We start from the raw sequence: 24,805 nt of genomic DNA on the forward strand, positions 1-24,805 counted from the left end.
GCGGGAACGTGCTTGATTGGGACAGCCTGCGGTATTTTCTGGAGGTGGCCCGCACCCAGCGGGTCAGCGCGGCCGCGCGCAAGCTTGGCGTGGAACACACCACCGTGTCACGCCGCGTTCGCGCATTGGAAGCCGAGCTGGGTACGCTGCTGTTCGACAAGTCGCGCAGCGCGGGCTTCGTATTGACCGACGACGGCCAGAAGCTGTTTGTCCACGCCGAGCAGATGGAAAGCACGGTGCACAGCGCCCGCGAGAACCTGTCAGGCATCGGCCAGGCGCTGTCGGGCCACCTGAGGATCGGCGCCACCGAGGGCTTTGGCAGCTATGTGCTGACCCCCTTGGCCGCCGACTTCCAGCGCCGCTACCCGCACATCACGCTGGACATCCTGCCGGTGCCGCGCTTTGTCAGCCTGTCCAAGCGCGAGGCCGACCTGGCCATCACCATCGAACGCCCCCAGCGCGGCCCCTACGTATGCAGCAAGCTGTGCGACTACACCTTGCGCCTGTACGGCACGCCCGGCTACCTGGCCCGCCATGCGCCAATTGCGACGCGCGCGGACCTGGCGGACCACACCTTCATCGGCTATGTCGACGAATTATTGTTCAGTGAGCGCCTGCGCTACCTGGAAGACCTGCTGCCGGCCAGCAAGGTGGTGCTGCGCAGCACCAGCGTGGTCGCGCAGTACCACGCCGCCTTGCAGGGCCAATCGCTGGCAATCCTGCCCTGCTTCATCGCCGCTCAGGATCCACGGTTGAAGCCGGTGCTGGAGAACGAGGTGGAGATCACGCGCTCGTTCTGGATGTATTGCCACGAAGACCTGCGCAAGCTGAAGCGCGTGACGGTTCTGTGGGAATTCATCCGCAAGTCGGTACTGAGGAATGCCGACCTGCTGGCCGGCAAACGCGGCACGATGAAATATCTACCCTGACGGGCGGATGCCAAGGAGGGCGCGCAGCCCCCTTGGCAAAATGCTCTATGCCTGTGCCGGCCCGGCGTTCTTGGGCGCCTTCACCCGCAGACGGCGCATCAGCAAGAACACGGTCAGCAAAGCCACGACGCCGTGAATGGCCCATACCCCGACGCCAAAGCTGAGTTTGCCGTTGGAAATCCAGGCGCGCGACAGGTTGATCAGGTTCATGTAGAGCAACCCGACCAGACCGGCGATCAATAGATCCCCTGAACGGCCCAGGCGGGGGTTCACGGCGCCCAATGGAATGGCCAGCAGTGCCAGGTTCAGCGCCGCCAGAGGCAACGACACGCGCCACATCACTTGCGACCAGCTGCTGTCGGTATTGTCTGCCACCAGTTGCATGGTGGTGCGCGCCTTGGCCGAGCGCTCGGCCGCTGCCCGCGCTTCACCGACAGGATCGACGCCGGCCTTGCTTTCCAGCCGCAATCCGTACTTGTCAAAATGGACCAGCCGGATTTCGGGCGTACCCGGTTTCAGGTCATAGCGATGGCCCTCGCCCAGCACCAGGAAGCGGTCCCCATTGGGCAGCGTTTCGCTATGCGCGCTGCTTGCGGTCAGCACGCTCAGCCATTCAGGCCCGATTTCACGCGCGAACACGTTGCCCAGTTCGTCGGTGGGCTTGACGGGGTCTTCCGAAAAGAACACCCGGTTGCCACCGGACGATTCCGCGAACTGCCCCGCAGTGACCTTGGACAAATCAGAGCGCTGCTCGAAACGTTCGTGGTATTCGCCGATCTGGCGGTACGCCCAGGGCGCGGCCACCAGCGTCAGCCCTGCCACCGACAAAGCCACGGGAATGGCCACGCGCAGCACGGGCTTGAACCAATCGGCCAGCGACAGGCCGCTGGCAAACCAGACCACCATTTCGGATTCACGGTAATTGCGCGTAACGGTCGTCAGCACCGCGATGAACACGGAAACGGCAAGAATGGTCGGCAGCGCGGTGATGGTCGACAGCGCGGCCAGCACCAGGACGACGTCGGCTCCGATGTTGCCGCCCGCAGCTTCACCGAGCAGGCGCACAAGAAGCACGCTGAGCCACACGACGAGCAACGTGGAAAAGACAACGCCAGCGTGACTGGTGATCTCGCTGACGACAGAGCGTTTAAATAGAGACATGGGAGAATATGCGGGATAATCGACCGCATCATACACAGACGCACACGGGAAACCCTCATGGAATTTAGCACACAGACCACTGCTTCCCTGCACCAGGTTAAAACCGCCGCCTTGGCTGTCGGGGTGTACACGGACGGCGTGTTGAGCCCCGCCGCCGACATCATCGACCGCGCCTCCAACGGCGCCGTGCGCGTGGTGGTCAAGTCCGAGTTCCGCGGACGCGCCGGTTCCACCCTGACTTTGCGCGCGCTGCCTGGCGTGACCGCACAGCGGGTGGTGTTGGTGGGCCTGGGCAAGCAGGAAGAATATTCGGCGCGCGCCCACGCTTCCGCCGAACAGGCATTCGCCTCGGTCTGCGTTGCCGCCCAACTGGCCGAAGGCGTTTCCACGCTGGTCGCCAACCCCATCACGGACGTGGCCGTCATCGCCCGCGCCCGCAGCGCCGCCATCGCAGCCGGCAACGCGACCTATCACTACGACGCCAGCTTCGGCAAACCCGACCGCGACGCCCGCCCCAAGCTCAAGAAGATCACCCAGATCGTCGAGCGCGCCGATGCCGCCCAGGCCCAGAAGGGCTTGCGCGAAGGCGGCGCCATCGCCAACGGCATGGATCTGACCCGCACCCTGGGCAACCTGCCCGGCAACATCTGCACCCCCACCTACCTGGGCGACACCGCCAAGCGCCTGGCCCGCGAATTCAAGTCGCTGAAAGTGGAAGTGCTGGACAGGAAGCAGGTCGAAGCCCTGGGCATGGGTTCGTTCCTGTCAGTCGCGCGCGGCTCCGCCGAGGCGCTGCGCTTCATCGTGCTGCGTCACGCCGGTGCCAAGGCCACCGCCAAGAAGGGCGCCAAGTCCGCCCAGGGCCCGATCGTGCTGGTCGGCAAGGGCATCACGTTCGACGCCGGCGGCATCTCGCTCAAGCCCGCCGCCACCATGGACGAAATGAAGTACGACATGTGCGGCGCCGCCAGCGTGCTGGGTTCGTTCCGCGCCCTGGCCGAACTGGAACTGCCGCTGGACGTCGTGGGCCTGATCCCGGCTTGCGAGAACCTGCCCAGCGGCACGGCCAACAAGCCGGGTGACGTCGTCACCAGCATGGCCGGCCTGACCATCGAGATCCTGAACACCGACGCCGAAGGCCGCCTGGTCCTGTGCGACGCCCTGACCTACGCCGAACGCTTCAAGCCGTCCGCCGTCATCGACATCGCCACGCTGACCGGCGCTTGCGTCGTGGCGCTGGGCAACGTCAACAGCGGCCTGTTCTCCAAGGACGATGCCCTGGCCGACGCGCTGGCCGCCGCCGGCCGCCAGTCGCTGGACACCGCATGGCGCATGCCGATGGACGACGCCTACCAGGATCAGCTGAAGTCCAACTTCGCCGATTTGGCCAACATCGGCGGCCCCCCGGCCGGCGCGGTCACGGCGGCATGCTTCCTGTCGCGCTTCACGAAGGCGTACCGCTGGGCCCACCTGGACATCGCCGGCACCGCCTGGCGCGGCGGCAAGGACAAGGGGGCTACCGGCCGTCCCGTGCCCCTGCTGATGCAATACCTGCTGGATCAGGTTTGAACTGCTTGCGACGGAACCGGGCATGACACGCATCGACTTCGCCTTCGGTGCGCCTGACCGCTTGCGCATGGCCTGCCAGGTCGTGCGCAAGCGTTTCCTGGCCGGCCAACGGCTGGTGGTGTACTGTAAAGACGGTTCGCGCCTGAACGCATTTGACCGCATGCTGTGGGCGTTCGACGACACGTCGTTCGTGCCGCATGTGCTGGCCAATGACCCGCTGGCGTCCGAGACCCCGGTGGTGCTGACGGCGGGAGACCCGCAACAAGCCGCGCAGGCGGCCCAAGCGAAGGACGGTAGCGATCCGTCCCCGCTGTGGCTGCTGAATCTGGACAATGACTGCCCGCCGGGCTTCGACACCTTCGAGCGCCTGCTTGAAATCGTGTCGGATGACCCGGACGACAAGCAGGCCGCGCGCCAACGCTGGCGTGTCTACCAGAACGCCGGCCATACGCCGCAAAGCCATGACCTTAGCCGCCAGCCGACCGGCGACTGACCGCCCTACCTGCCCCAGCGGACGCTCAGCCGCCCCGCTCATCAAGATTTGGACACCCCCATGCCCACTCGCCCCAACGATCCCGGCATCCCCACGTTGACTCAGCGGGCCGAGCCCACGTTTCACGCCCTGTCTGCCGACGACGCAGAGGCGCCTTTGCTGACGCAATTGGCCGATGATGTCGAACCGGCCTTTGCCGACGATGCCTTTCCCCTGTTGACGGAAGTCGCCCACGAGCAGGAAGCCGAGGCGGAGGCAGAAGCCGAGGCACAAGCCGCCATCGCGGCCCTGCCCGACCCGACGGTGCTGACGGCCCGCCTGCAAGCCGAAGTGGAGCAACTGATGCGCCGGACGCTGGCCGATGCCATCGAGCAGATCCAAACCCGCATGGATGCGGAATTACCGGGTATCGTTGCTCGTGTGCTGAAAGATGTCCGGCCGGGTTGAACCCGCCGGCGGCAGGGTTCCGGCAACAGGCCTAAATCTTCCAAAAACTGGATTCTTCAGGGAACTGTAAGGTATCCTTCCCCTCTAAGCCTTCTAGGCAATCATTATTTTTGCCGTACACAGGAGTTCTCCATGAACGAATATCGTCCGTCCCCTTTTAACCGTTCCGGCGCTGCTGCCGGTGCGCCGGGCGAGGTCGCTCGCAACCAGGTCCTGCGCAACACCTACTGGCTCTTGGCCCTGTCGCTGATCCCCACGGTGCTGGGCGCCGCGGTCGGCCTCTACACCGGCATCAACCGTGTCATGGGCGCCAGCCCTGGCCTGTCCGCGATCGTGTTCCTGGTGGGCGCGTTCGGCCTGATGTTCGCCATCGAGAAGAACAAGAACAACTCGATGGGCGTGGTGCTGCTGCTGGCCTTCACGTTTTTCATGGGCGTCATGCTGTCACGCCTGCTCGGCTTCGTGATGGGCATGAGCAACGGTTCGCAACTGGTCATGATGGCCTTCGGCGGCACGGCGATCGTGTTCGGCACGATGGCCACGCTGGCCACGACCATCAAGCGCGATCTGTCGGGAATGCAGAAGTTCCTGTTCATCGGCGCCGTGGTGATCCTGGTAGCGGCCCTGGCCAACATCTTCCTGCAACTGCCCGCGCTGATGCTGACCATCTCGGTCATGGCCATCGTAGTCTTCTCGGCCTTCATGCTGGTTGACCTGCAACGGGTGGTGAACGGCGGTGAGACCAACTACGTGTCCGCCACGCTGGCGATCTACCTGGACGTCTACAACGTCTTCTCGAACCTGCTGATGCTGTTGGGCATTTTCGGCGGCAACCGCGAGTAACCGCTGGTCGCTAGACCCATCCAAAAGGCCTACATTCACGTGTAGGCCTTTTTTCTTTGGAGCGCCTCCACGCCATGCAAGATCGCCGCCGCTTTCTTCAGACCGCCACCTGCGCCGCTCTGCTGGGCGCCACGGGCGCCGCACGCGCGCTCAGCGTCAAACCGGCCATGCTAAGCCGCCCCATCCCCGCCTCGGGCGATTCGATCCCCGTCATCGGCCTGGGCACGGCCGACACCTTCAACGTTTCACCCGGCGACGCTGCTGCCATGGAACCGCTGGGCCAGGTACTGGACACCTTCAACCGAGAAGGCGGCTACCTGATCGATACCGCGCCCAGCTACGGCCAAGCCGAAGCGGTTGTCGGTGCGCTGCTGGCGCGTCACGGCGGCATGCGCAATCAGTATTTCCTGGCCACCAAGATCGGCGCCCAAGGCCGCGAGTCCGCCATGGACCAGGTACGGCAGTCGCAAAAGCGGCTTGGCACCGACAAACTCGACCTGATCCAGGTGCACAACCTGATCGACACGCGCAACCAGTTGGCGCTGCTGCGCGAACTGAAGCAGCAAGGCGTCACCCGCTATATCGGCATCACGCACTACACCGACCATGCGCACGACGAACTGACCGAACTGGTCGAACGAGAAAAGCCCGATTTCCTTCAGGTCAATTTGTCCGTCGGCGACCGCAGCGCCGAAAAGCGCCTGCTGCCCGCTTGCCAGGCCAACGGCGTCGCGGTGCTGATCAACCGGCCATTCCAGGACGGTGCGCTGTTCCGTCAGGTCAAAGGCCGCCCCCTGCCCGGCCTGGCTGCCGAGATATCCTGCACAAGCTGGGCGCAGATTTTCCTGAAATTCATCATCGGCCATCCTGCTGTCACCGCGGTCATCCCCGCCACCTCGAAACCGGCCAACATGGCCGACAACGTACAGGCGGGGTTCGGGCGTCAGCCCAATGCCGCCCTGCGTGAACGCATCGCCGCCCTGTTGGCGTAGAGCGCCATGGATGCCGCCCTTGCCTCCCTGCGCGCACGTGCGGCGCAGGCGCTGGGCATCCATGACGAAGAAGTCGCGCCCGCCGCCTGCGGCTTCGCGTTCTTCTTCTTCCTGTTCTGTGGCTATTTCATGCTTCGGCCCATCCGCGAAACGCTGGGCATCCAGGCTGGCGTGAATCAGTTGCAATGGCTGTTCACGGCCACCTTCATCGCCACGCTGGCGGTGGTGCCCCTGTTTGGCTGGCTTTCTGCCAGAGTGCCCCGCAACGCGCTGGTGACCTGGGTCTACAGCCTTTTCGCATTGACGATGGCAGGCTTTGCCGCCCTGCTGACGCTGCGCCCAGACAGCGCATGGGTGGCACGCAGCTTCTACGTGTGGCTGTCGGTCTTCAATCTGTTTGTTGTATCCATCGCCTGGAGCCTGATGGCTGACGTGTTCCGCCTGGAATCCGCCAAACGCCTTTTCGCGCTGATCGCAGCCGGCGCCAGCGCGGGCGGCTTGTGCGGCCCTCTGCTGGGCGGCCTGCTGGCGGGGACGTTGGGACCCGCAGGCTTGCTGTTGCTGTCCGCCCTGTTGCTGACGGCCACCCTGCCGCTCAAGCAATGGCTGTTGCGCTGGCGTGCCACGCATCGCCAAGACGCTCAGGCCGACGACATGCAACGGCCCATTGAAGGCGGCGTTCTGACAGGCCTGTCGCGGATCTTCCGATCGCCTTTCCTGCTGGGCATCTCGTTGCTGGTCGTGCTGCTGGCCACGCTCAATACCTTTCTCTACATGGAACAGGCGCGGCTGGTCGCGAGCGCGTTCCCGGAAACGGCCCAGCGCCTGCGCGTCTTCAGCGCGCTGGACTTCACCGTGCAAGCATTGGCACTGTTGTCGCAAGTCTTCATCACGGGCCGGGTGGCGGCAAAGCTGGGCCTGCGCTTTCTGCTGACCGCCGTGCCGCTTGCGATCTGCGTGGCGTTCCTGGTGCTGGCCGCATTTCCCGTATTCGGTGTGCTGGCGGCCGCGATGATCCTGCGCCGCGCCGGCGAATATGCGTTGATCCGGCCGGGCCGCGAAATGCTCTTCACCGCCGTCCCGCCCGAGGACAAGTACAAGACCAAGAACGTGATCGACACCGTGGTCTACCGCGGCGGCGACGCGGCCAGCGGCTGGGTCAAGGCAGGCGTGGACATGCTGGGACATGGCGCGGCGCTGATCGCGCTGCTGGGCGCAGTGGTCGCCCTGTGTGCGGCCGCCGTGGGCGACCGCCTGGGTAAGCACGCCGACGCACGCAAGACCGACAATCATTAGGTTTTACTGAATAACCATCTTATAAAACCAAACGTATTCTCTCGGCCGCGACCGCACAATGGCGCAGCTCTCAACGCCTCGGGAATCGTCATGAAACGCACCGTCTGCTTTGCCGCCCTGCTGCTTTGCCTTGCCGCTGCCTCCGCGCAAGCCGACTATCCCGAACGTGCGATCACATTGATCGTGCCCGCCGCCGCAGGGGGCAACGCAGACATCACGGCTCGCCTGATCGGCCAAGAAATGAGCCGCCAGCTGGGCCAGCCGGTCGTGGTGGAAAACCGCGTCGGCGCAGGCGGCCGCATCGGCACGCAGGCCGTGGTGCGCGCCGCAGCCGACGGCTACACCATCGGCTATGCGCATGTGGGCACGCTGGTGCTGCACCGGTTCCTGTTCAAACAGCAGCTCTATGACCTGGACCGCGACGTGACACCCATCGGCTTGGTGGCCGAAACCCCGAACGTCATCGTCGTCAACGCGAACTCGCCCTATCACGACCTGAAGGCTTTCATCGAAGCCAGCCGCGCCCAGCCTGACCGTCTGACCATGACGTCGGCAGACCCGGGCACGACCAGCGAGGTCGGCGTGAAGCTCTTCATCGCCCAGACCGGCGCCGCCGTGCGCCAGATCCCCTACAAGGCGACGGCCGCGCAGCTCTCCGACCTGCTCGGCGGCCACGTCGACGCCATGATGGAGAATCTGCCGCCGCTGATCGGCAATCTGAAGGACGGGCGCCTGCGCGCGCTCGCCGTCACAACCAAAGCCCGCGCCGCCTCCAACCCCGATGTGCCCACGGTGGCCGAACAGGGCTACCCCGACTACGAACAATCCGCCTGGAGCGCGCTGATCGCGCCTGCTGGCACGCCGCCGGCCGCCATCGCTCGTCTGAATGCTGCGCTGAATCAGGCTCTGCGGTCGGACAAGGTCGAGCAAGAGCTGCGCAGCCGTTCCCAAGAGCCCCTGGGCGGCACGCCCCAGGACGTACAGACCCAGATTCGCAAGGAGCTGCCCAAATGGGACAGCATCATCAAGGCCGCCACATTGGATTGAACGGCGAACACGCCCTTGCCGGAGCCGCAGCATGGTCCAGGTAAGCCGGGAGGATTTCTCCGTTGCCGCGGCAACCAACGCATCGGCCTACCGCCGCATCACGATACCCGTGCTGCGGATCGAGGCAGGGCCTGGCCCCGCCGTTGCCTTGCTCGCCGGTGTGCACGGCGACGAATGGGAAGGCCAGGCGGCCATCCTGGACTTGTGGCACCACCTGCCAGCCAATCTGCAACGCGGCACCGTCTATCTGCTGCCCGCCGTCAACGCAGAGGCTTCGCTGGCCGGCACCCGGCTATCGCCGGCCGACGGCGGCAATCTGAACCGCGCGTTCTTCGGTGCACCCGCGCGCGGCTACACCGAAAGTATCGCCGCCGCACTGGAAGCGCGGCTGCTACCTCGCATACAGGCCATGGTGGATGTGCACAGCGGCGGCGCCTCCCTACGCTATCTGCCGTCGTCCGTAATCACGCGCTATGGCGACGATGCCTATGATGAGCGCCTGCCTGCCCTGGCGCGCGCCTTCGGCATGCCGCATTGCATGTTCTTCCGCGGCAACGAAGCTGGCTCCATGCCTGCCGCAGCCAGCCGCCACGGCGTCCTGCGGCTAAGCGCGGAGATTGGCGGCGGAAGAGAAACCAGCAGCACGCTGGTAGACCAATGCCGCGATGGCCTGCTGGGCTGCCTGGGCGCACTGGGCCTTCTGTCCGAGCGCGCCTCGTCCGGCAATGCGGACATCTCGCTGCATGACCTGGATGCGCCCGCCGCCACGCTGCGCACGCGCGAACCCGGCGTATTCGTGCCCGATGTTGAATTGGGACAGTCGGTCTCGGCAGGCCAACGCATCGGCCGCCTGATGGAACCGGCACGTCCTGATATGCCGATGCGCCCCCTGTCCAGCCCTCAAGCCGGCACGATCGTCTGCCTGCGCGCCATCGCGCGCAGCGACGACGGCGACTGCCTGCTGCAAGTCGCCCCCGCCCTCCCCCTGGACTCTCTCGTATCCAAGTATTGACCCATGAAGATGAACCCCAGCTTGTCCGGCCTGCGTTGCATCCGCTGCGCAAACCTGTGGTTGCCAGATGACTATCCCGAAGGCTGCCCGACCTGCCTGGCGATAGGGCACCCCGCCACCCTGGAATGCTGCTACGACGCCGCTGCGGCGGACAACGACATTCCCTTGCCTGTGCTGGCGCCCGTCACGCTGGGTGAAGGCGCCACCCCCCAGCTGGAAGCAATGGATCTGGCAGCGTCCGAAGGCATCGGCCAGCTATGGCTCAAATGCGAAAGCGCCAATCCCACGGGCAGCCACAAGGACCGCATGGCTGCCCAATTGGTGTCACGCGCGCGCCTGGCCGGCGCAACCCGGGTGGCCGCGGCCTCCAGCGGCAATGCCGGCGTCTCGCTGGCGGCCTATTGCGCGGCAGCTGGGTTGCAGGCGGATATCGCCATCACCCGCAACTGTCCGCCCTTGCAACGAGAAGCCATGCAGCGTTTCGGAGCCAAGCTCACCGCCTTTGAGGACAGCTTGGCCCGCTGGCCGCACGTGTCGGATCTGTGCCGCAACCAGGGGGCGTTCGCCGGCACGAACTACCTGAATCCGCCTGTCGGCACGCATCCTTACGGCGTTGAAGGCTACAAGCCCATCGCCCAAGAGATCCTGGACGACTGCGGCACGCCGACCGACATCATCGTGCCCACGGCACGCGGCGATCTGCTGTGGGGAATTTTCCTGGGCTGGCAGCACCTGCTGCAAAGCGGGCGGATCACCCGCCTGCCCCGCCTGCACGCGGTCGAGCCCTACGCCCGCTTGTCCCGGGCCCGCGCCGCGGGCGATGCGCGCGGCCAGTGGGAAGGCGTGACGGACCAGTACTCCATCGCGGGCGGCACCTGCACCTTGCAATCCCTGGAAGCCTTGTCTCGTTCTGACGGAGTACCCGTGGAGATCTCCGATGCCGGCGCCGCGCAGGCACAACAGCGGCTGGAACGCAGGGGCCTCAGCACCGAGCTGTCTTCCGCCGCCGCGCTGGCCGCCGTGTCCCGGCTCAGGCGCGCGGGCGTGCTGGATGCGGAATCCTCGGTCGTACTGATCGTGACGTCCGACGGACGGCGGGGCTGAACCTGGCATGGACCTGGGCTTGCCAATCTGCAATGGGGCTATGACGCCCTAGACCCCGAAACGGTCCACCAACGGGGCCAGCGCGCCGCGTAGGCAGGTAGCCCAGAATTTGCCGGCTTCGGACAGCGGCCGGCTACCGTGCAGGATCATGTGGCATTCAAAATGCACGGCGGCCGCAAGCGGGCGATAGCAAAGTCCCGCGGCCTCCATGCCCACCGCCGTCGCCGGGTTGGCAATGCCGACCCCGTGGCCCGCCAGCGCCAATTGGCAAACCGTATTCGAGTACGGAGTCTCGATCGCGACCCGCAAACCCTGGCCTGCTTTACGCAAAAGGGAATCCAGCCGTTTGCGCGAACCGTCCTCTGCATTCAGGGCAATCACATCCAAATCGGCCAGATGCGAAAAACCCACGCGCTCAAGGCGCGCAAGTCCATGCGTCGCCGGGAAAACAGCCACGGCCCGCAAGCTGGCCAGCCGGTGACCGCGCAGCCCTTCCAGCTCTGATTCGTCGGCCACCACGGCCAGGTCAAGTTCGCCCGACACCACCATGTCGCGCAAGGTATTGGAATCGCGGATCTGCAAATACAGAGGGGTGTCTGGATAGCGCTCGCGAAAACGCGATATCGCATCGCTGACGACGGCGCCACTGTACGCATGAATGCAGCCGATACGCAGGCGCGGTTGCGCCGCCCCGCGGATTGCACGAATCTTGCGGCCGAGGCTTTCCAAGCCAACATTCAAACGGCGGATTTCCTCATACAACAGGGTGGCCTCGGGCGTGCGCTGCATACGCTGGCGCACGCGCTCGAACAGGCGCAACTCGATGCTTGCCTCCAACGCGGCCAAGGTGGCGCTGACGGTGGCGGGCGACACGTCCAGGCGCCGGGCGGCGGCAGTCACGCTTTCCGTTTCGTAGACAGTGCGAAAGGTCTCGACCTGTTTCAGCGTGAAGGTCATGGGCCACTCGCCGCGCCTAGATGCGCTGTAGGTCCATCAGTACGCGACGGGTGGACAGCGGACGGCCAGCCAGGATCTCGGCCAAGCGTTCGCGCAAGTCGCGGCGCAATGCCGGTTCGATCACCGGGTCGTCAAAGTCCGGGGCGTCTTCATCCACGCCATAGCCGGTTTCGCGCAGCAAGGTCCATTCAAACCGGCGCAGCGCCCCTGCGGCGCGGGTACCGTTGGACAGCTGCTGCAAGGCCATGTCATAGGCATCGAACAGCAAGGGGTGGGCGTCTTCGCGCGGCAACAAGCGCAGCAGCAGCTCGTTCATGTACCAGGCGGACATCAGGGCGGTGCCCGTCAATGGGCGAATGCCGGCAATCTCGGCACGGGTCAGGGTCTTGACCTCGCCATTGCCGGTCCAGGACAGCAGCAGGGGCTGAAAGGCCGACAATACGGGGCGCAAAACGGAATAAGGGCGCTTGGCGCCCTTGGCGACCATGGCTACACAGCCATGATCGCGCGAGAACGTCTGAACAATAAGGGATGTCTCACGCCACGCAGTGGCGTGCAACATAAATCCCGGGCGATCCTGGACGCGAGGCGCCCGTCTACTCATAGCCCAGATCGCGGAGCGCACCCTCGCGGTCGGACCAGCCCTTGCGCACCTTGATGTAGACCTCAAGGTGCACGGGTTTGTCCAGCAGCTTGGCGATGTCCTGCCGCGCCTCGGAGGCAATACGCTTCATGTGCATGCCACCCGTGCCCAACAGGATGGGCTTGTGGCTGTCGCGCTCGACCACCACGCAGGCGTTGATATGCGCGCCCTTGTTGGTCTCTTCCCATTGCTCGATGACAACCGTACAGCCATACGGCAGTTCGTCACCCACCAGGCGGAAGATCTTCTCGCGCACCAGCTCGGCGGCGATGAAGCGCATGGGACGGTCGGTCAGCGTGTCTTCCTCGAACATCGCTTCGCCTTCCGGCAAGCGCGTCGAGATCTCTTGCAGCAGCTGATCCAGTTGCTGGTTCTTGGTGGCGCTGACCGGCACCACGGCACCGAACGGATGCAGCGCCATGATCTTGGACACGAAGGCGAACAGATCGTCGCGGTTTTTCAGTGCGTCGATCTTGGACACGACCAGGATCGTGCGTTCCGGGTTGGGCAGCAGCGGCAGCAACTTGGCATCGCCTTCAGACCACTTGCCGGCCTCGACCACATGCACCACGACGTCGACGTCGGCCAGCGCCTGCGTCACCACGCGGTTCATCATCCGGTTCATGGCGCCGCCATGGCGCGTTTGGAAGCCCGGGGTATCCACAAACACGAACTGCTCGTGCTCGCGCGTCAGCACACCGTGAATGCGGTGGCGCGTGGTCTGCGCCTTGCGCGACACGATGGAGATCTTGGAACCGATCAGGGCGTTCGTCAGCGTGGACTTGCCCACATTGGGACGGCCAACGATGGCGACAAAGCCAGTACGAAAAGGGGTATCGCTCATTTAGTCTCTTGAGCCACTGCCACGGGCAGCGACAATTGCGCGGTTTTGCGCGCCTTGCCCGACTTGCGGGCAGCCTTGGTCGCGGGGCTGATGGCCAACGCGGCCTCCAACGCCAGCTTGGCCGCTGATTGCTCGGCGGCGCGGCGGCTGGCGCCAGGCGCCGTAACCTTGATCTCGAGCGCCGGGATGGCGCACTCGACTTCGAACTGCTGACTGTGGGCCGCGCCATGGGTGGCCACCACCGTATACAACGGCAGCGCCAACTTGCGGCCTTGCAGGAATTCCTGCAACAAGGTCTTGGCGTCCTTGCCCAGCGTTTTGGGATCCACCGACGCCAGCACCGGCTGGTACTGGCGCACGATCACGTGACGCGCGGCATCGAAGCCCGCATCCAGGAAGACGGCGCCGAACAACGCCTCGACCGTGTCCGCAAGGATGGACGGCCGGCGGAATCCGCCGCTCTTCAATTCACCTTCACCCAGGCGCAGATACTGCGAGAGTTCCAGGCGCTGCGCGATATCCGCCAGCGAGGCTTGCTTGACCAGATTGGCCCGCAGCCGCGACAGATCGCCTTCGTCGATTTTCGAATAACGCTCGAACAACATGGCCGCGACGACGAAGTTCAGCACGGAATCCCCAAGGAATTCCAGCCGCTCGTTATGGCGCGCACCGTGACTGCGATGCGTTAGTGCCTGTTCAAGCAAGGCTGGATCACCGAAGTGGTGATCCAGGCGGTTTTCTAGCGTGGCTAGCGACATAATCAGTTGAACCGGCCGATGCGGCTGAGATCGCTGAAATTCATCCAGATGAAAAACGCGCGTCCGACGATATTGGATTCAGGTACGAAGCCCCAGTATCGGCTGTCTGCGCTGTTATCCCGATTATCGCCCATGGCGAAATAACTGCCTTCAGGTACTTTGCAGCGTACCCCATTGCGGCTGTATTGGCAGTTTTCCCGGGAGGGAAATTGCCATATCGCCGAATAATCTTGCGGCTTTCCTTCATCTAGCAGGATCTTGTGTTCAACGTCGCCCAATTTCTCTTTATATTGTGCGATATAGGAGACACGATCCGGCTCGAAGTAGTCGCCATCGCGTACATGCGGCACCAATTCGCCGTTGACGTACAGCTTTTTGTCCAGATAGGCGATTTCGTCACCCGGCAGGCCAACCACGCGCTTGATGTAGTCCACGTCCGGATCCACCGGGTAGCGGAACACGAACACATCGCCGCGCTTGGGCTTGCCAATCTCAACGACCTTCTTGTCGATCACCGGCAGGCGCAAGCCGTAGCTGAACTTGTTCACCAGGATCAGGTCGCCGGACTGTAGCGTCGGCAGCATCGAACCTGACGGAATCCGGAACGGTTCCACCACGAACGAGCGCAGCATGAAAACGAACAGGATGACGGGGAAGAAGCTGACCGCGTACTCGATCCACCACGGCACGCGGCGCGCGGCATCACCGGCTTCGCGGCGCAGGCGCTCGGCTTCCTGAGCGTCTCCGACCAGGGCCGCGTCGTACTGCGCCATTGCCGCTTGCGCTCGGGCTTCGCGGCCACGCCGCAGTACCGCCAGATCAAGCACCCAGATAATGCCGGTCAGTACCAGCAGAACAAACAGGATCAGGGCAAAGTTCCAACTCATCAGCTAACCGCCTTCTTTTGGTTCTACTTGTCTTCCACTTGCAGGATGGCCAGGAACGCCTCCTGCGGAATTTCCACGCTACCCACCTGCTTCATGCGCTTCTTGCCGGCCTTCTGCTTTTCCAGCAGCTTCTTCTTGCGCGAGATATCACCGCCGTAGCACTTGGCCAGCACGTTCTTGCGCAATGCCTTCACGTTCTCACGCGCGATGATTTCGGCGCCGATGGCGGCCTGGATGACCACATCGAACATCTGGCGCGGAATCAGGCCGCGCATGCGGGTCACGACGTCGCGCGCCCGATGGCGCGCATTGCTGCGGTGAACGATCACGGCCAGCGCATCCACGCGGTCGTTGTTGATCAACAAGTCCACCCGCACCACGTCAGCCGACCGGTACTCCAGGAATTCATAGTCCATCGACGCATAACCGCGCGACACCGACTTCAGCTTGTCGAAGAAGTCCAGCACGATTTCGGCCAGCGGAATCTCGTACACCAGGTGCACCTGGCGGCCGTGATAGCTCATGTTGATTTGCGAACCACGCTTGTTGTTGCACAGCGTCATGACCGGACCCACGTAGTCCTGCGGCATGAACAGCGTGACCTTCACGATGGGTTCGCGGATGTCCTCGATCTTGCCCACTTCGGGCATGCGCGACGGGCTTTCCACTGTAATCACGGAGCCATCGCGCTGCTGGACCTCGTACACCACCGACGGCGCGGTGGTGATGATGTCCATGTCGAACTCGCGCTCCAGGCGCTCTTGCACGATTTCCATGTGCAACAGCCCCAGGAAACCGCAACGGAAGCCGAAGCCCAAGGCCTGCGAGACTTCCGGTTCAAACATCAGCGCGGCGTCGTTCAGCTTCAGCTTGTCGAGCGAATCACGCAGCTGGTCGTATTCAGAACTTTCCACGGGATACAGGCCCGCGAACACCTGCGGCTTCACTTCCTTGAAGCCGGGCAAGGCCTCGCTGGCGGGTTTGTTCGCCAGCGTGACCGTGTCGCCCACCTTGGCGTCTTCCAACTGCTTGATGCCGGCGATGATGAAGCCCACTTCGCCCGCCGACAGATGCGGACGCTGCTGCGACTTCGGCGTGAATACGCCGGTCTGCTCGCACAGGTGGGTGGCGCCAGAGGCCATCAGCAGGATCTTGTCCTTGGGCTTGAGCACGCCATTGATGATGCGCACCAGCATGACCACGCCCACGTAGTTGTCGAACCACGAGTCGATGACCAGCGCTTGCAGCGGCGCGGTGGGATCGCCCTTGGGCTCCGGCACGCGAGCCACGATGGTTTCCAGGATCTCGTCGATACCCATGCCCGTCTTGGCGCTGGCCAGCACGGCCTCCGAGGCGTCGATGCCGATCACGTCTTCGACTTCCTGGCGCGCGCCTTCGGGATCGGCCTGCGGCAGATCCATCTTGTTCAGCACCGGCACCACTTCCACACCCAGTTCAATCGCGGTGTAGCAGTTGGCCACCGTCTGCGCTTCCACGCCCTGGGATGCGTCGACCACCAACAGCGCGCCTTCGCACGCGGACAGCGAACGGCTGACTTCATACGAGAAGTCCACGTGCCCCGGAGTGTCGATCAGGTTCAGGTTGTAGGTCTTGCCGTCCTTCGCCTTGTAATGCAGAGCGGCGGTCTGGGCCTTGATGGTGATGCCGCGCTCGCGCTCGATCTCCATGGAGTCGAGCACTTGCGCCGACATTTCGCGATCCGCCAATCCGCCGCAGCGCTGGATCAAGCGATCGGCCAAAGTCGATTTGCCATGATCGATGTGGGCAATGATGGAGAAGTTGCGAATATGCTGCATGCTTGAAATTATAAGGGACGGAACACTCGGCACATGGCCGGAAGACACCGCCGCCGGAGTACGCACGGCTGACGAGAGGGGCGCTGGCGGGCACAATGCCCGGGCAAGAACGAGGGGGCGCCAGGCGCCCCCTCTTGCGGCAACCAGCCATTTTAGCTGGTCTTGGAGTTTTTTTTCTGCCGTCGGGCCGCCCCGGGGCAAAAAGCGCCTCTCGCCAGGACTTTACTTCGAGGCCGGAACCGCCACCCACTGCGTCTGATCACCGCGGCGCACCAGCAAACCCACGGCGCGCGCCTTGTCCAGCTTGCCCACGAGTTCGGCGAATTGCTTGGCGCCCGTGACGTCAGTGTCGTTCAAGGCCAACACAATATCGCCTTCCTGCAAGCCAGCCTTGGCAGCGGAGCCTTCGGCAACCTTCACCTGCACGCCGCCCTTGATACGCAGCTTCTTCTGCACATCGGCGGGCACATCCACCACGCCCAGGCCCAGCGCATTGGTGACTTCAGGCGCCGGAGCCGGCTTCTTGCCTGCCGCGGCGGCCTTTTCGGTCGGGATTTCGCCGACCTTGACCGACAGCGTCATGCTCTTGCCCTTGCGCCACACTTCCATGTCGGCGCGCGTGCCCGGCTTGGTTTCACCGACAATGCGCGGCAGATCCGACCAGCGCTTGATCGGCTCATTGTTGAACTTCAGGATCACGTCGCCCGGTTGCACGCCAGCCTGTTCGGCGGGGCCTTCGGCTTCCACGCTGCTGACCAGCGCGCCCTCGGCCTTGGGCAGGCCAATGGCTTCGGCCACGTCCTTGCCCACTTCGCCAATCTGCACGCCGACACGGCCGCGCGTCACCTTGCCCGTCGCGCGCAACTGGTCCACCACGCGCATGGCTTCGTCGATCGGGATCGCCAACGAAATGCCCATGAAGCCGCCGCTGCGCGAGATGATCTGGGAATTGATCCCCACCACCTCGCCGTCCAGATTGATCAGCGGGCCACCCGAGTTGCCAGGGTTCACGGCCACGTCAGTCTGAATGAACGGCAGGTATTCGCCAGTGTCGCGGCCAATGGCGCTGACGATGCCGGACGTTACCGTGGAATCCAGGCCAAACGGCGAACCGATGGCCAGCACCCACTGTCCCTTCTTCAGCTTCTTGGGATCACCGATGACCAGCGGAATCATGTCCTTGGCCTCGACCTTGATCAGCGCCACGTCCGTGCGTTCGTCCGTGCCGATGACCTTGGCCTTGAACTCGCGGCCGTCAGTCAGCGTCACATAGATATCGGTCGCATCAACCACCACGTGGTTGTTGGTCAGGATGTAGCCGTCGGTCGAAATGAAGAAGCCCGAACCCACGCCGCGCGGCACGGTGCGCTCTTCAGGCTGCGAGGGCTGCGGACGCTGACGCGGTGTCGGGCCCTGGCCGCCACCCGGGCCCGGGGGCTGGAATTCAGGACCGAAGAACCAACGGAACAATTCGTAGGGATCGCCGCTACCGCCACCGCCGCCTGGACCACGCACCGGCACGGTGGCCGTGGTGCGGATGTTCACGACCGCGGGGTCGGTCTTTTCAACAATGCTCGTAAAGTCGGGCAACGCCACGGTGGGCGTCTGCGCCACCGAAGCGGGAACATACGCGGCGGACATCATCACGCCTGCCGCCACGACCACCAGAAAGCGCCGGAAAAAAGCGTTCGACACCGTCATTGCTTTCATAAGTTACTCCGAAATTGCTGCTTGCCACCCCGGGGCGCGGATCACTTGGATCCGGCCGTTCCGGTTGCTGGCGCTGCTGCCGCAGGTGCGGCGGGCACATACTCAGTCGCTTCCGCCAGCTGTTCCAGCGTCGCCACGGGCACTTCACCCACGGCCGTCAGCCAGAAGTCCGCAATGCGCGTTCCATAGACGGTAATCGAACCGCGTTGCGCGGCGCCATGCGGGGGACGGTGCCCACGCTGGGCATCATAGGGCTCGATGAAGACTGAAATGGCCGCCAGTCCGTCGGACAGCACCATCTGATTGACCGTTGCCCCGCGCCCCATTGAGCGCGCCACCTGCATGATCACCTTGAAGCCCTTGGGAGCCGGAATCCGCCAACCCTGGGCCGTCAGGTCCACGGGCGTCATCGACGGCTCAAGCACCTTCCAGTCGCGCGTGCTCCAGCGCGAGGTCAGCAATTGGGGATCCACTTCCGAGCCCAGCCGCAGCGAGGTGAACGACACCTGCTCGACCACGCCACGCGCGGCGTTCAGGGTCTGGGCCTTCAACAGCAGATTGGTTTCAACGTCGGCGCACAGGCGGTAACCATAGCGCAGCTTGTCCAGCGGTTCGATCGTGATCAGCCTGCATTCCCGACCCGCTACACGGTGCATCGTGGGTTCGGTGCTGATCTTGTAGTGCTCGGCCAGACTGGCCGGATCACCCAGCAACAAGCCAGGGAAGCGGTCGCCGCGACGGCGCTCGACCAGCACGGTCTTGCGTTCGGGGATCAGGCACTGCACATCATCGTTATGGCGCAGATATTCGCGCGGCTGGCCGTCCAGGATCTCCAGGCGTTCGCGCTCGCCCGTGCCGTCCAGGACGTGCACCAGACGCGAGGACTGGATCATCTCGCCCTGCTGATACATGAAGACGCCGGCGTAATCCTGCTTGCGAGCAGCCTGCTGGATGCGCGACAACAACTGAACCACGTCGTCGGTCGCGGGCGCTGCGTCGGCGGCACGCGCGGGTTCATGCGCGGCCAGGAATGCGGTCAAAAGCGTGGCGGCGAACCAGCCAGCGCGGTGCGCGTGCCAGGAGGCTGCGCGCGGCCAACGTGTCGGTAACACCAGCGCCATCAACGCCCCGCTCCGACGTCGAACGAAACTTGTCGCACTGCGCTGGGGCCGGCCATCTGGCGATGGGCCTCAAGGTAGTCGCGCAAGCCCGCATCATCGGCGGAGGCTGGCGTGCCGCTGGCATCGGCCAGCACGCGCACTTCTGTCGCCGGCGTGCCCGTGAGATACGGCTGCGCCACCCAGGCGACGGTCGCCACGGCGGCCGCGACCGCCAGGCCGGACAGGCCGTAGCGCAACGGTGAACGGCGCCGGGGCGCCGCCACGATCGGCAGTTCCGCATCCAGCGCCCGCGCCAGTCGCGACTGGAAGGCAGCGCTGGGCGTCAACGCCAGATCGGCATTACGGAGGGAATCACCGATCAAATGATAGGTGTCCCAGGTCTGACGTCCTTCCTTGGACAACAGACTGGGAAGAATATCGTCGGAATCTTCTCCGTCCATCCAGGCGGAAACCGATTCCTCCCAGGAGGTTTCGGCGATCTCAACGGACTTGGCTGCTGTTTGCATGACTGCCACTCCTTACCAGCGACGCTCGGCATCGGTGCCAAGCAATGGACGCAATTTGGTCGCGATGGCCTCGCGCGCACGAAAAATGCGGGAGCGCACCGTACCGATCGGGCAATCCATGCTCTGGGCGATGTCTTCGTAACTCATACCTTCGATTTCACGCAGGACAATTGCGGTGCGCAACTCTTCGGGCAATTCCTCGATGGCCGCGTTCACCGTTTCGGCGATTTCGCGGCTGGCAACCATGGATTCCGGCGTGCTTATATCGGTTAGGTTGTCGGTTTCGTTAAAAGTTTCACCGTCTTCCGTTTCTATCGCATTGGGCGCGCTCGGACGCCGGCCTTGAGAGGCCAGCCAGTTGCGCGCCGTATTGATGGCGATACGATACAACCAGGTGTAGAACGCGCTGTCGCCCCGGAACTGGGGCAGCGCCCGGTAAGCCTTGATGAAGGCTTCCTGGGCGACGTCCTCGATTTCCGAGGGGTCGCGGATCATCCGGGCCAGCAGGCGGAGAATCTTGCGCTGGTACTTCAGCACCAGCAGATCGAAAGCCTTTTTGTCGCCCCGTTGAACGCGCGCGACAAGCTCGGCGTCGACTTCGCGCTCGCTCATGACGCCTCCTGCGGGCGTGCCGCCGGCCAAGCGCGCCGCGCCGTGCCCGCTAGCAGGCAAAGGCGCCGCCAGGACTCGGGTCGCAGTGTCCGCTGCCAGACGGTGAGGGTGATTGTGCTATTTGTAAAGACCGTACTCCCGGTGGGCAAGAGCTGCAAAGTGAGCGTCAGCCAGCGGGGACCGCGCTGCTGATCCAACAGCATCGCGTCCTGCCAACCTTGCGGTTGGCGTACCTGCCAGCGCCCAGCCCCCGTCGCGGTGCGTATTGCCGATACCGGGGACAGGCTGCTCCGTGCCGAGTGTAACAGCCCGGCCAGCACAAGCAGCAGCGCGATCACCGCGCCCGCCACCCATGCCGTGCCGCTCCAGGACGCCGCCGTCAGCGTGCAAGCCACGGCGACGGCGCATGCCAGCCCCCAAAGGGCGCTGACGCTGCGCGGCCGCCCGGCAGGCACCTGAAACGACCAGCGCCCTGCGTCCGAGCCTTCCAAATCAGACCCGGCGAACGGCCATCGAGCCGTTGGTGCCGCCAAAGCCGAACGAATTGGACAGGCCGACTTCGATCTTCATCTGCCGCGCTTCGTTGGCGCAGTAATCCAGATCGCATTCCGGATCTTGATTGAAGATGTTGATCGTGGGAGGCGAAACCTGGTTGTACACGGCCAAGGTGGTGAACACGGCCTCGATGCCGCCCGCTGCGCCGAGCAAGTGCCCGGTCATGGACTTGGTCGAATTGACCACCAGCTTCTTGGCGTGATCGCCGAACGCCAGCTTCAGCGCATCGGTTTCGTTCTTGTCGCCCAGCGGCGTGGACGTGCCGTGCGCGTTGACATACTGGATGTCATCCGCGTTCAGGCCGCCGTTGCGCAGCGCGTTCAGAACGCCGCGGCGCGGGCCGTCCTTGTCGGGCGCCGTGATGTGGTGCGCGTCCGAGCTCATGCCGTAACCGGCAAGCTCGCCATAAATGCGCGCGCCGCGCTTCTTGGCATGCTCGTACTCTTCCAGCACGAGAACGCCAGCGCCCTCGCCCAGCACGAAACCATCGCGGTCACGGTCCCAGGGACGCGAAGCCGTCTGAGGATCATCGTTGCGGGTCGACAAGGCACGCATGGCGGCAAAACCGCCAACGCCCAGCGGGGACACCGTCGATTCGGCGCCACCCGCAACCATGACGTCCGCATCGCCATACTCGATCAGGCGCGCAGCGTCGCCGATGCAATGCAGACCGGTGGTGCAGGCCGACACGACGGCGTAGCTCGGGCCCTTCAAGCCATAGGCAATGGACAAATGACCGGAGATCAGGTTGATCAGCGAGCCTGGCACGAAGAACGGCGAAATCCGTCGCGGACCCTTGGCCAGATATTCGACCTGGGTTTCTTCAATGCGCGGCAAACCACCGATACCGGAACCCACGATCACGCCAATGCGCTCGGCATTGGCTTCGGTGACTTCCAGGCCGGAATCGCGCCATGCCTGCATCCCGGCGGCCAGTCCGTAATGGATGAACGTATCCATCTGACGGGCTTCTTTGCTCGAGACATAGGTGCTGATGTCGAAGTCTTTGACTTCGCCAGCTATGTGCGTGGTGATGGCCGAGGGATCGAAACGGCTGATGCGGCTGATGCCAGAACGTCCGTTGACGATATTGTCCCAAGCGGTGGTCAGGTCGTTCCCCACGGGAGAAACGATACCAAGGCCGGTGATGACGACACGTCGCTTCACGGATGACTCCTCAAACAGACAAAAGAAAGGCGGTTTTCGGGATGCGCTGCGCGTGTGGCCCACGCGAAAGCGGGTCGGGCATGACTATGCCCTTCCCGCACGCGGACCACACGGCAAATTCCTGAAACCGCCCCGTTTCCCGGTTGGCCCCGAAATTCGGGCAACCGGAAGGATATAGGCTGAGCTTACTGCTTACCGTGCGAATTGATGTAGTCAATCGCTTGTTGCACGGTCGTGATCTTTTCGGCCTCTTCGTCGGGGATCTCGGTCTCGAATTCGTCTTCGAGCGCCATGACCAGTTCGACCATGTCGAGCGAATCGGCACCGAGGTCGTCAAGGAAGGAGGATTCGTTCTTGATCTCGGCTTCGTTGACGCCAAGTTGTTCAGCGACGATCTTCTTGACGCGCTGTTCGATGCTTTCCATGCAGATCTCCAATTGGGAAAAATCCCGCGAATTATAGCCAAGCGTAGAGGAAAGCAACGCCTGGCCGTGAGAAAAATAACACCGCGCACCTGATCTGTCGCCCTTCAGGGCGCAGGAATACCGGTATGCGGCGTTTCCGGTTGAACTGCGCGCTGCCGTGCCGGTTGCCCGGCCAAGGCGCGGCGGCCAGGGCCGCCAACGCGCAATTCATGACTTATTGCATGTACATCCCGCCGTTTACGTGCAGGGTGGTGCCGGTAATGTAACCCGCCTGCGGCCCAGACAAAAAGGCCACGGCGTGGGCGATGTCCTCGGGCGAACCCAAACGGCCCAGCGGAATCTGTTGCAGCAACGCGGTGGTTTGGCTTTCAGCCAGCGCGCGCGTCATGTCGGTGTCGATGAAGCCAGGCGCCACGCAATTCACGGTGATGTTGCGGCTACCCAACTCTCGGGCCAGAGCACGCGACATGCCAGACACGCCCGCCTTCGCGGCGGCGTAATTGGCTTGACCGGCATTGCCGCTGGAACCCACCACGGACGTCACATTGATGATGCGTCCCCAACGGGCCTTCATCATGCTGCGCAGCACGGCGCGCGACAGGCGGAACACGGAAGTCAGGTTCGTATCGAGAACGGCCGACCAGTCGTCGTCTTTCATGCGCATTGCCAGCGTATCGCGGGTGATGCCAGCATTATTGACGAGGATGTGCGGGCCGCCACCTTCCTTGCCCAGCGCGTCGATCAGCGCATCGCAAGCTTCGGCATCGGTCACGTTCAGCACCACGCCACGGCCGCCAGAGGGCGCCAGCGCTTCCGTGATGGCAGCCGCGCCCGATTCGGACGTAGCGGTGCCGACGACGGTTGCGCCGCGCGCAGCCAATTCCTGAGCGATGGCGCGGCCGATGCCGCGCGTGGCGCCCGTCACCAGCGCAATCTTGCCTTGCAGTTCGATGGAGTTGTCCATGTCTTTAATTTCCGTTAACGGCGGCCAACGCAGCTTCAAGCGAAGCAGGATCGGTAATGGCCATGCCGGTAAGTTCGGGATCGATGCGCTTGGTCAAGCCAGCCAGCACCTTGCCGGGGCCGCACTCGATGATATGCGTGACGCCTTGCGCCTTCATCGCGCGCAGGGTTTCGACCCAGCGCACAGGATGCCATGCTTGACGTACCAGCGCATCCCGGATTGCCCCGGGTTCCGTGGGCGAAGCCACGTCGACGTTGTTGATGACCTGGATCAGCGGCGCCGAGACCGTCACGCCGGCCAACGCATCGGCCAGCACATCGGCGGCCGGCTTGAGCAGGCTGGAGTGGAACGGCGCGGACACCGGCAGCAGCAGCGCACGCTTGGCGCCTGCTGCCTTGGCCAATTCGCAGGCGCGCTCAACGGCGGCCTTGTGCCCCGCGATCACGACCTGGGCAGGCGCGTTGAAATTCACGGCTTCGACGATTTCGCCTTGGGCGGCCTGCGTACACGCGGCACGCACGGCGTCATCGTCCAGGCCCAGGATGGCGGCCATCGCGCCCGTACCCACCGGAACGGCGGCCTGCATGGCGTCGGCGCGCACGCGCACCAGGCGCACGGCATCTTCCAGCGCCAGCGAACCGGCGGCGGTCAGCGCGGCGTATTCGCCCAGGCTGTGGCCAGCCACGACATCAGGCTTGCGCCCGCCCGCGGCGCACCAGGCGGCGTAGAACGCGACACCAGCCGTCAGCATTGCCGGCTGGGTGTTGGTGGTCAGGTTGAGCTTTTCAGCCGGACCTTGGGCGATCAGCGCGGCCAGATCCTGGCCGAGGGCTTGAGAGGCCTGGGCCACGGTGTCCGTGACGGCGGCAACGCCAGACCAGGCATCCAGCATGCCGACAGCTTGCGAACCTTGGCCAGGGAAGACAAAAGCGATTTTCATGATTGA

The 24,805-nt window shown here is 64.0% G+C and carries 25 protein-coding genes; 10 read left to right on the plus strand and 15 right to left on the minus strand.

Annotated elements, in window-relative coordinates:
• Window positions 1-8: 8 nt before the first annotated feature.
• Window positions 9-929 carry a LysR family transcriptional regulator gene (locus HV753_RS20360; protein WP_175176407.1) on the plus strand — a complete coding sequence of 307 codons (921 nt, stop codon included), beginning with the start codon at window positions 9-11 and terminating at the stop codon, window positions 927-929.
• A 45-nt stretch (window positions 930-974) separates the two neighbouring features.
• On the opposite strand, the gene lptF is transcribed toward HV753_RS20360, so the two are convergent.
• Complete coding sequence (lptF, locus tag HV753_RS20365) at window positions 975-2,090, minus strand: LPS export ABC transporter permease LptF (RefSeq protein WP_175176408.1); 1,116 nt, start codon at window positions 2,088-2,090, stop codon at window positions 975-977.
• Between the two features lie 57 nt (window positions 2,091-2,147).
• Here lptF and HV753_RS20370 point away from each other — a divergent pair, with 57 nt between their 5' ends.
• The 9 genes from HV753_RS20370 (at window position 2,148) to HV753_RS20410 (ending at window position 10,893) form a co-directional block, all read left to right on the plus strand.
• Complete coding sequence (locus HV753_RS20370; protein WP_175176409.1) at window positions 2,148-3,659, plus strand: leucyl aminopeptidase; 1,512 nt, start codon at window positions 2,148-2,150, stop codon at window positions 3,657-3,659.
• A gap of 22 nt (window positions 3,660-3,681) precedes the next feature.
• Window positions 3,682-4,152 carry a DNA polymerase III subunit chi gene (locus tag HV753_RS20375; RefSeq protein WP_175176410.1) on the plus strand — a complete coding sequence of 157 codons (471 nt, stop codon included), beginning with the start codon at window positions 3,682-3,684 and terminating at the stop codon, window positions 4,150-4,152.
• Between the two features lie 60 nt (window positions 4,153-4,212).
• Complete coding sequence (locus HV753_RS20380) at window positions 4,213-4,599, plus strand: hypothetical protein (RefSeq protein ID WP_175176411.1); 387 nt, start codon at window positions 4,213-4,215, stop codon at window positions 4,597-4,599.
• 132 nt (window positions 4,600-4,731) lie between these two features.
• Entirely contained in the window at window positions 4,732-5,442 is a 711-nt protein-coding gene (locus HV753_RS20385) for a Bax inhibitor-1/YccA family protein (protein ID WP_175176412.1), read from the plus strand.
• 74 nt (window positions 5,443-5,516) lie between these two features.
• Window positions 5,517-6,434 carry an aldo/keto reductase gene (locus HV753_RS20390; protein WP_175176413.1) on the plus strand — a complete coding sequence of 306 codons (918 nt, stop codon included), beginning with the start codon at window positions 5,517-5,519 and terminating at the stop codon, window positions 6,432-6,434.
• A gap of 6 nt (window positions 6,435-6,440) precedes the next feature.
• Complete coding sequence (locus tag HV753_RS20395) at window positions 6,441-7,730, plus strand: NTP/NDP exchange transporter (RefSeq protein ID WP_175176414.1); 1,290 nt, start codon at window positions 6,441-6,443, stop codon at window positions 7,728-7,730.
• A 90-nt stretch (window positions 7,731-7,820) separates the two neighbouring features.
• On the plus strand, window positions 7,821-8,777 hold the full coding sequence (locus tag HV753_RS20400) for a Bug family tripartite tricarboxylate transporter substrate binding protein (RefSeq protein WP_175176415.1): 957 nt from the start codon (window positions 7,821-7,823) through the stop codon (window positions 8,775-8,777).
• A 31-nt stretch (window positions 8,778-8,808) separates the two neighbouring features.
• Window positions 8,809-9,789: a M14 family metallopeptidase gene (locus HV753_RS20405; RefSeq protein ID WP_175176416.1), complete on the plus strand. Its 981-nt coding sequence runs from the start codon at window positions 8,809-8,811 to the stop codon at window positions 9,787-9,789.
• 3 nt (window positions 9,790-9,792) lie between these two features.
• Window positions 9,793-10,893 (plus strand): pyridoxal-phosphate dependent enzyme, encoded by a 1,101-nt coding sequence (locus HV753_RS20410; protein WP_175176417.1) that lies wholly within the window; start codon window positions 9,793-9,795, stop codon window positions 10,891-10,893.
• Between the two features lie 48 nt (window positions 10,894-10,941).
• Here HV753_RS20410 and HV753_RS20415 read toward each other — a convergent pair whose 3' ends face one another.
• From HV753_RS20415 to fabD, 14 genes are all read right to left on the minus strand, one after another.
• Window positions 10,942-11,850, minus strand: coding sequence for a LysR family transcriptional regulator (locus HV753_RS20415; protein ID WP_175176418.1), 909 nt, complete (start codon window positions 11,848-11,850; stop codon window positions 10,942-10,944).
• A gap of 16 nt (window positions 11,851-11,866) precedes the next feature.
• On the minus strand, window positions 11,867-12,454 hold the full coding sequence (gene recO / locus HV753_RS20420) for a DNA repair protein RecO (protein ID WP_175176419.1): 588 nt from the start codon (window positions 12,452-12,454) through the stop codon (window positions 11,867-11,869).
• Entirely contained in the window at window positions 12,447-13,337 is an 891-nt protein-coding gene (gene era, locus HV753_RS20425; RefSeq protein WP_175176420.1) for a GTPase Era, read from the minus strand. Before era ends, recO begins: the two co-directional genes overlap by 8 nt.
• Entirely contained in the window at window positions 13,334-14,095 is a 762-nt protein-coding gene (gene rnc, locus HV753_RS20430; RefSeq protein WP_175176421.1) for a ribonuclease III, read from the minus strand. Before rnc ends, era begins: the two co-directional genes overlap by 4 nt.
• 2 nt (window positions 14,096-14,097) lie before the next feature.
• Entirely contained in the window at window positions 14,098-14,982 is an 885-nt protein-coding gene (gene lepB, locus HV753_RS20435; protein WP_175176422.1) for a signal peptidase I, read from the minus strand.
• 23 nt (window positions 14,983-15,005) lie between these two features.
• Window positions 15,006-16,799 carry a translation elongation factor 4 gene (lepA, locus tag HV753_RS20440; RefSeq protein ID WP_175176423.1) on the minus strand — a complete coding sequence of 598 codons (1,794 nt, stop codon included), beginning with the start codon at window positions 16,797-16,799 and terminating at the stop codon, window positions 15,006-15,008.
• A gap of 222 nt (window positions 16,800-17,021) precedes the next feature.
• Window positions 17,022-18,443, minus strand: a complete 1,422-nt coding sequence (locus tag HV753_RS20445) for a DegQ family serine endoprotease (protein ID WP_425485917.1) — start codon at window positions 18,441-18,443, stop codon at window positions 17,022-17,024.
• A gap of 107 nt (window positions 18,444-18,550) precedes the next feature.
• Window positions 18,551-19,630 carry a MucB/RseB C-terminal domain-containing protein gene (locus HV753_RS20450; RefSeq protein WP_175176425.1) on the minus strand — a complete coding sequence of 360 codons (1,080 nt, stop codon included), beginning with the start codon at window positions 19,628-19,630 and terminating at the stop codon, window positions 18,551-18,553.
• A complete protein-coding gene (locus tag HV753_RS20455) occupies window positions 19,630-20,136 on the minus strand; it encodes a sigma-E factor negative regulatory protein (protein ID WP_175176426.1) in 507 nt (168 codons plus the stop codon). Before HV753_RS20455 ends, HV753_RS20450 begins: the two co-directional genes overlap by 1 nt.
• Window positions 20,137-20,148: 12 nt before the next feature.
• Entirely contained in the window at window positions 20,149-20,748 is a 600-nt protein-coding gene (gene rpoE / locus HV753_RS20460) for an RNA polymerase sigma factor RpoE (RefSeq protein ID WP_006218045.1), read from the minus strand.
• A gap of 492 nt (window positions 20,749-21,240) precedes the next feature.
• A complete protein-coding gene (fabF, locus tag HV753_RS20465) occupies window positions 21,241-22,470 on the minus strand; it encodes a beta-ketoacyl-ACP synthase II (RefSeq protein ID WP_175176427.1) in 1,230 nt (409 codons plus the stop codon).
• 185 nt (window positions 22,471-22,655) lie between these two features.
• Complete coding sequence (acpP, locus tag HV753_RS20470; protein ID WP_003813816.1) at window positions 22,656-22,895, minus strand: acyl carrier protein; 240 nt, start codon at window positions 22,893-22,895, stop codon at window positions 22,656-22,658.
• 214 nt (window positions 22,896-23,109) lie between these two features.
• Window positions 23,110-23,859, minus strand: a complete 750-nt coding sequence (gene fabG / locus HV753_RS20475; RefSeq protein ID WP_006223826.1) for a 3-oxoacyl-ACP reductase FabG — start codon at window positions 23,857-23,859, stop codon at window positions 23,110-23,112.
• Between the two features lie 4 nt (window positions 23,860-23,863).
• Window positions 23,864-24,799 carry an ACP S-malonyltransferase gene (fabD, locus tag HV753_RS20480; RefSeq protein ID WP_175176428.1) on the minus strand — a complete coding sequence of 312 codons (936 nt, stop codon included), beginning with the start codon at window positions 24,797-24,799 and terminating at the stop codon, window positions 23,864-23,866.
• Window positions 24,800-24,805: the final 6 nt, after the last annotated feature.

The sequence above is a fragment of the Achromobacter pestifer genome (assembly GCF_902859625.1).
In the GTDB taxonomy this organism is placed as follows: Bacteria; Pseudomonadota; Gammaproteobacteria; order Burkholderiales; family Burkholderiaceae_B; genus Achromobacter; species Achromobacter pestifer.